Annotated in this window: 6 protein-coding genes; 1 reads left to right on the top strand and 5 read right to left on the bottom strand. The window is 73.8% G+C overall.

Going from position 1 to position 5,800, the window contains the following annotated elements:
• Positions 1-126: 126 nt before the first annotated feature.
• The 5 genes from ACFXGX_RS17260 to ACFXGX_RS17240 all read right to left on the bottom strand — a co-directional run bounded on the left by ACFXGX_RS17260 (position 127) and on the right by ACFXGX_RS17240 (position 4,805).
• Positions 127-765, bottom strand: coding sequence for a class F sortase (locus ACFXGX_RS17260; protein ID WP_384791217.1), 639 nt, complete (start codon positions 763-765; stop codon positions 127-129).
• A complete protein-coding gene (locus tag ACFXGX_RS17255; RefSeq protein WP_384791214.1) occupies positions 762-1,157 on the bottom strand; it encodes a sortase-dependent protein in 396 nt (131 codons plus the stop codon). Before ACFXGX_RS17255 ends, ACFXGX_RS17260 begins: the two co-directional genes overlap by 4 nt.
• A gap of 289 nt (positions 1,158-1,446) precedes the next feature.
• A complete protein-coding gene (locus ACFXGX_RS17250) occupies positions 1,447-2,637 on the bottom strand; it encodes a PotD/PotF family extracellular solute-binding protein (protein ID WP_384791211.1) in 1,191 nt (396 codons plus the stop codon).
• Positions 2,638-2,688: 51 nt separating this feature from the next.
• The gene (locus tag ACFXGX_RS17245) at positions 2,689-4,020 is read right to left on the bottom strand and encodes a sensor histidine kinase (protein ID WP_384791207.1); all 1,332 of its coding nucleotides are present in this window, start codon (positions 4,018-4,020) and stop codon (positions 2,689-2,691) included.
• Between the two features lie 128 nt (positions 4,021-4,148).
• On the bottom strand, positions 4,149-4,805 hold the full coding sequence (locus tag ACFXGX_RS17240; protein WP_384791204.1) for a response regulator transcription factor: 657 nt from the start codon (positions 4,803-4,805) through the stop codon (positions 4,149-4,151).
• A 275-nt stretch (positions 4,806-5,080) separates the two neighbouring features.
• Between ACFXGX_RS17240 and ACFXGX_RS17235 the strand changes: the two genes are divergently transcribed.
• Complete coding sequence (locus ACFXGX_RS17235; protein ID WP_384791201.1) at positions 5,081-5,713, top strand: hypothetical protein; 633 nt, start codon at positions 5,081-5,083, stop codon at positions 5,711-5,713.
• Positions 5,714-5,800: the final 87 nt, after the last annotated feature.

Raw genomic sequence — 5,800 nt, 5'->3', positions numbered from 1 at the left:
GCGCCCGCCGCCTTCTGGGGGCACCACTACCACTTACGCCTGGGTGGTGCGGGGCCCGGCTGGGGACGAACCGGGGCCGGGGGGGTACGGTCCCGCGGCCCGGGATCCCGGACAGCCGGCCGGGGGTCAGTGGCTCGCGGACGTCAGCGCCGCGAACACGATCACGTTGTCGCGGTAGCCGCTTCCGGAGCGGGGACCTCCGCAGGTGATGAGCCGCAGCTCCGGGCGGTCCACGTCGCCGTAGACCGCGTCCGACGGGAAGTCTGCCTTGGCGACGGTACGGACGTCGTCGACGGTGAACCCGGCCGACCCGCCGTTCTCCAGGCGCACGACGATCCGGTCGCCGTGGCGCAGGCGCGCGAGGTGACGGAAGACGCCGTCACCGTACGAGCCGACCGTCACATGACCGAGGATCACCGACGGACCCTTCTGGCCCGGCGTCGGCGAGTACCGGTACCAGCCGGCCCGGTCGTGTGCCGTGACCGGCGGCACCTGCACGCTGCCGTCCGGGGCCAGTCCGAGCCGCGTCAGCGGGGTGTCGACCCCGATGGCCGGTATCCGCAGCCCGACCGGCACCGAACGCGCCATCGCGCGCGCCGGCTTCGCCGCGGGCCGCGAGGCCGTGGAGGCACCGCCGGGCCGTGCGGTCCCGGGTGTGCCGCCGGGCCGCGGGTGCGCGGAGGGAGTGGCCGCGTGGCCGCCACACCCCACGAGCAGCGCGGCCGCCGCCGTGGCGACGAACGCGCGCCTGGAGAGGGGCGTCATTCCCCGGTCGCCCGCCGGCGGCGTACGGCGAACACGCCCGCGCCCACGGCGAACACGGCGGCGGCGCTCCCGCCGACGAGCCCGGCCGCCGGGCCCGAGGACGAGGTCGCGGTCGGCGCCACACCGGTGTCGGGCGCTCCGTTCGGCCGGACGGAGACCTGTCGCGAGGCCGGTGCCCGCGTCGGCATGGCGCTGGGAACGGCGGAGGGCGCCCGGGTCACCGTGGGGCTCGCGGGGGCGGGCGCCGTGGTGGGGCTCGCGGAGGCCGGGGCGGCGGTGACGCTCGGGCGGGTCGAGGGGCTCGGGGAGGCCCCGTCGGCGAACGCGGGCACCGTGCCCACCAGCACGGCGGTGCACGCGAGTGCCGTGGCACTGAAGACGGTTCGGCGCATGGATCGCTCTCTTTCGTCGGTCCGCCCGCCGGTGGGAACGGCGGGCCGGTTACGGATCGAGCGGAGAGACGAGCGGGCGGTGGACGGGGTTGTAAAGAACGGGCAAAGGCGCCGCGGGGAACGGGGATTCGGGCACGACCGGGGGGGGCGAGCCGCTCCCGTTGCGGCGCCAACCTCGGCCAGGGCGCCCGGTGCTGACGCGATGAACCAGGAGTCCGAGACCTGATTCGCCCTGGAAGACGGGGCAGTTGTACAACCGGGCCGGGCTCTGACCGGCCCGGCCCCCGGTTCACAGGCCGGCTATCGCGTTCCAGCGCTTGGCGAACTCCGTGCGTTCGCCGGCGGTGATGTCGCGGGCGATCGCGAGGCGCTTGCGCATGGTCGCGTCCGGGAAGATCAGCGGGTCCTCGGCGAGGGCCGCGGTGTCCTTGTCCTTGGAGGAGGCGAGGACGTCCTGGGCGGCGGGGACCGGACAGACGTAGTTGACCCAGGCGGCCAGCTCGGCGGCGACCTCCGGCTCGTAGTAGTAGTCGACGAGCTTCTCCGCGTTGCCCTTGTGCCGGGCCAGGTTGGGGATCATCAGCGACTCGGCCCACAGTTCGGCGCCCTCCTCGGGGACGACGAAGCGGATGTCGGGGTTGTCGGCCTGGAGCTGGATCACATCGCCCGAGTAGGCCTGGCAGGCGAGCACGTCCCCGCTCGCGAGGTCCTTGATGTAGTCGTTGCCGGTGAAGCGGCGGATCTGCCCGCGGTGCACCTGCTTCTCGACCTGGTCGCACACCCGGTGGAAGTCGTCGGCGCGCCACTTCGTGATGTCGACGCCGCCGGCCTGCATGAGCAGCGCGAACGCCTCGTCCAGGCCGGAGAGCAGGGTGACCCGGCCCTTGAGGTCGTCGGCCCAGAGATCGGACACGTGCTTGATCTCGCGGCCGAGCTTGCGGCGGTTGTACGCGATACCGGTGATCCCCGACTGCCACGGCACCGAGGACTTGCGGCCGGGGTCGAAGGCGGGCGAACGCAGCAGCGGGTCCAGGTACTTGGCGACGTTCGGCTGCCGGGACCGGTCCATCTCCTGCACCCAGCCGAGCCGGACGAACCGGGCGCACATCCAGTCGCTGATGACGATGAGGTCGCGCCCGGTCCGCTGGTGGTTCATCAGGGACGGACTGATCTTGCCGAAGAACTCGTCATTGTCGTTGATCTCCTCGATGTAGTCGACGGAGATCCCGGTGCGCTTCTCGAAGGCCTCCAGCGACGGCCGCCGGGTCGTGTCCTCGTCGTCGGTGTCGATGTACAGCGGCCAGTTCGCCCAGGTCAGCCGCTTGTCCGAGGCGGAGAGGTCGGCTCCGGCCCGGTCGCCCGGTGCCACGTACGCGGCCGGTACCCCGCACCCGGCGAGGGCTCCGAGCGCGGCACCGCCGCCCAGGGCGCGCAGCAGGGACCGGCGGGACAGGGGCGAGGTCTTCCGATTCACGGGCACGCGCGAAGCATGCCGACCCGGGCTCGCCCCGGACAATGGACGCTGCGTCGATCAGTCGCGCGCCGACCCGACACCCTGTCGATCCGTTTCCGGGCGTTTGGAGAACTCCGGACGCGTGACCGCCGGCCGATCCCGGCCCGGCTCCCGGTCCGGCTCCCGGTCCGGCTCCCGGTCCGGCCCCCGGCCCGGGGAGTTCGCGGGCGGCGCGCACGGCGGGAACGTCACCCGTACCGACAGGCCGCCCTGGGGACGCGGCCACGCCTCGACCGTGCCGCGGTGGGCGGTGGCGACGGCCGTGACGATGGACAGGCCGAGCCCCAGTCCCTCGCGGGGGCGGCCCTGCCCGTGCGGGCGCGTACGGGGCCGCGCGCGGGTCCGTTCCGTGCCGAGCCGCCGGAACGGCTGGAAGAGTCCGGCCACCTGGTCGCGCGGGATCACCGGGCCGGTGTTGTCGATCCGCAGCACCGGGAACCCCGCCTCCGTACCGGTCCACAGACGGACCCAACTCTCCCCGTCCTCGCCGTTGTTGTGCCGTACGGCGTTGTCCGCGAGGTTGACCACCAGTCGCTCGATCAGCCGGGGATCGCCCAGCACGGGCGCGGAACCGAGGTCGGCCCGTACGGCCGGCGCGCCGGGCTCGGACCCGCCGTCCGGCAGCAGTTCCCGCACCGTCTCGGCGAGGTCGACGAACTCCCTTCGCCACAGCCCGCGTTGGCTGTGGGCGAGGGTCAGCAGGGCGTCGATGAGACCCTCCTGTTCCTGCCCGGCGGCCCGGACGCGCAGGCACGCGGCCCGCAGGCTCTCCACCGACGCGCCGGGGTCGGCGAGCGCGACATCCACGATCGTCTGCTGGAGGGTGAGAGGCGTGCGCAGTTCGTGCGACGCGTTGGCGACGAACTGCTTCTGCGCCTCGAACGCGCCCTCCAGCCGCCCCAGTACGTCGTCGAACGTGTCCGCCATCGCCTTGAGCTCGTCCTCCGGTCCCGGCACGGCCAGCCGCTGGCGGAGGTTGTCCGCGGAGATCCGCCGGGCGGCGGCCGTCATCGTGCGCAGCGGGGCGAGCACACGTCCGGCCATGATCCAGCCCAGGGCCACGGAGGCGAAGGTCATCACGGCGAGCGCGACGCCCGCCTCGACGAGCAGTTGGTGCAGTTGATCGGCGCGCAGGGCTTCGGCGTACGTCGTGAGCGCCGGCGGATCGGGGATGGTGGTGGTGAGGCCCTGGCCCGCGGGCAGCCCGGCTTCGACGGACGAGACGACCCCCTTGGAGGGCCCGGACCGCGATGCCAGGAGGTAGGTGAAGCCGAGCAGGGCCGCGCCCGCCGCCATGAACAGGGCGCTGTAGAGCAGGGTCAGCCGCCACCGGATACTGCGCGGCGCCACCCGCCACCGAACCCCGGCGCGAGCCGACCGCCGGACACCCCCGGGGCTCCACCACCGACCGCCGCCCGGTGCCGGCCGCGGCTGCGGGTCGTGCGGGGACGGCCGGTTCGGGCTCGCGGATGCGTTCGTCATGCGATGCGGTATCCCGCCCGGTCCACCGTCGCGATCAGCGGCGGCTCCCCCAGTTTGCGGCGCAGCCGGCTCACCGTGACCTTCACGGTCTGGCTGAAGGGGTCGGCCGCCTCGTCCCAGGCCCGCTCCAGGAGTTCCTCGGTGGAGACCACGGCGCCCCGCGCGGCCAGCAGGAGTTCGAGCACGGCGAACTCCTTCGGGCTGAGGGCGAGGCCCGAACCGCCCCGGGTCGCCTGCCGGCGCGCCGGGTCGAGCCGCAGTTCCCCGCGGACCAGGACAGGGGGCAGCGCGGGCTGCGCCCGGCGCGCCAGGGCCCGTATCCGCGCGACGAGTTCGGCGAACGCGAACGGCTTGGAGAGATAGTCGTCGGCACCGAGGCCGAGTCCCGTGACCCGGTCGGCCACCGTGCCGGACGCGGTCAGCATCAGCACCCTCGCGCGGCTGCCGCCCGCGGCCAGCGTCCGGCACACCTGGTCGCCGTGGACCCCGGGCAGATCACGGTCGAGCACGACGACGTCGTACCCGTTGACGGTGGCGCGCTCCAGCGCCGTGGGCCCGTCCAGCGCGAGATCGACCGCCATGCCCTCGCGGCGCAGCCCGGCGGCCACGGTCTCGGCGAGCTCTTCGTGATCCTCGACCACCAGCACACGCATGGCGGTCAGTGTGACGCGCGGGCGGTTACACGGGGATAAGGGCTCCTGTACGGGAGTGGTCCCTCCGCCCGGGAGCCGAGTCGGGCCCTGTCGCGGCGCCATAAGGACGGCCGTTCCCGTGCCGTAACCGCCCTCCGGCTTGGCTGGACGTCAGCACGGCACCGCGTACCCCACCACGACCGTCGGACCACGGCTCGTGACGGCACGGCGGTGCGTCACCGTGCGCCGTCGCATCCGAACCGGCGGCACCGCCGCCCGCCCCATGGAGGAAGCCCATGCGTGCACCGGCCACCCGGCCACAACGACTCGCCCTGGCCTGCGCCTTGATCTCGGCCGCCACGCTAGGGACGGTCAGCGCCTCGGCCGCCTCGGCCGCCTCGGCGTCCGACAGGACCACCGTGACCACCACGACGACGGGGACCGCCGGCTCGCCCCGGCTCACGCAGCACTTCGGGACCGGCGAACCGCCCAAGAGCGGCCTGCCCTCGGGCGGAGCCCTGCCGGTCATCGCGTACCGGCCGACCTCGCACGCTCCCGGCGACGTGAACACCGCCGACGACGCGTTCGCGGCCTGTATGCGTGACCACGGACAGAAGTATTTCCCGGTCTTCCACGCCTCGAAGGACGAGCGGGGCCGCGTCCGGTTCGACGTGAGGATGAAGGCGGACCGGGCGTTCGACCCGGCCTCGAAGAGCTACCGGACCGCGCAGAAGGCGTGCGCGCCGATCCTGAGGAAGGCCGGCATCACCTTCTCGACCGGATCCGGGCTGCCTCCGGCGACCCTGCCCGGCAAGCCCGGCAAGGGGTCGGCGGGCGGCTCCGGCGAGCTGCCCGGCTTCCACACGGAGAAGGGTGGGCCGGGCGCGCCCGGCGAGCCGTCGCTCTCCGGCGTGACCGAGAACGCCTGAGCCGGTATCCAGGAGGAAACAGGGGGAAACGCGGGGGCCCCCCCCGGGTAGGCAGCCCCCCCGGGGCCCCGAAACACCCCGGGACAC

The organism is Streptomyces sp. NPDC059371 (genome assembly GCF_042751995.1).
GTDB lineage: Bacteria > Actinomycetota > Actinomycetes > Streptomycetales > Streptomycetaceae > Streptomyces.
The sequence above is the reverse complement of the archived record's forward strand: the minus strand, read 5'-3'. Positions and strand labels throughout refer to the sequence as shown.

Bases quoted from the DNA above. Each gene is read 5' to 3' on its own strand.
- ACFXGX_RS17260 (WP_384791217.1), bottom strand. From the start codon at position 765: ATGACGCCCCTCTCCAGGCGCGCGTTCGTCGCCACGGCGGCGGCCGCG.
- ACFXGX_RS17255 (WP_384791214.1), bottom strand. From the start codon at position 1,157: ATGCGCCGAACCGTCTTCAGTGCCACGGCACTCGCGTGCACCGCCGTG.
- ACFXGX_RS17240 (WP_384791204.1), bottom strand. From the start codon at position 4,805: ATGCGTGTGCTGGTGGTCGAGGATCACGAAGAGCTCGCCGAGACCGTG.
- ACFXGX_RS17235 (WP_384791201.1), top strand. From the start codon at position 5,081: ATGCGTGCACCGGCCACCCGGCCACAACGACTCGCCCTGGCCTGCGCC.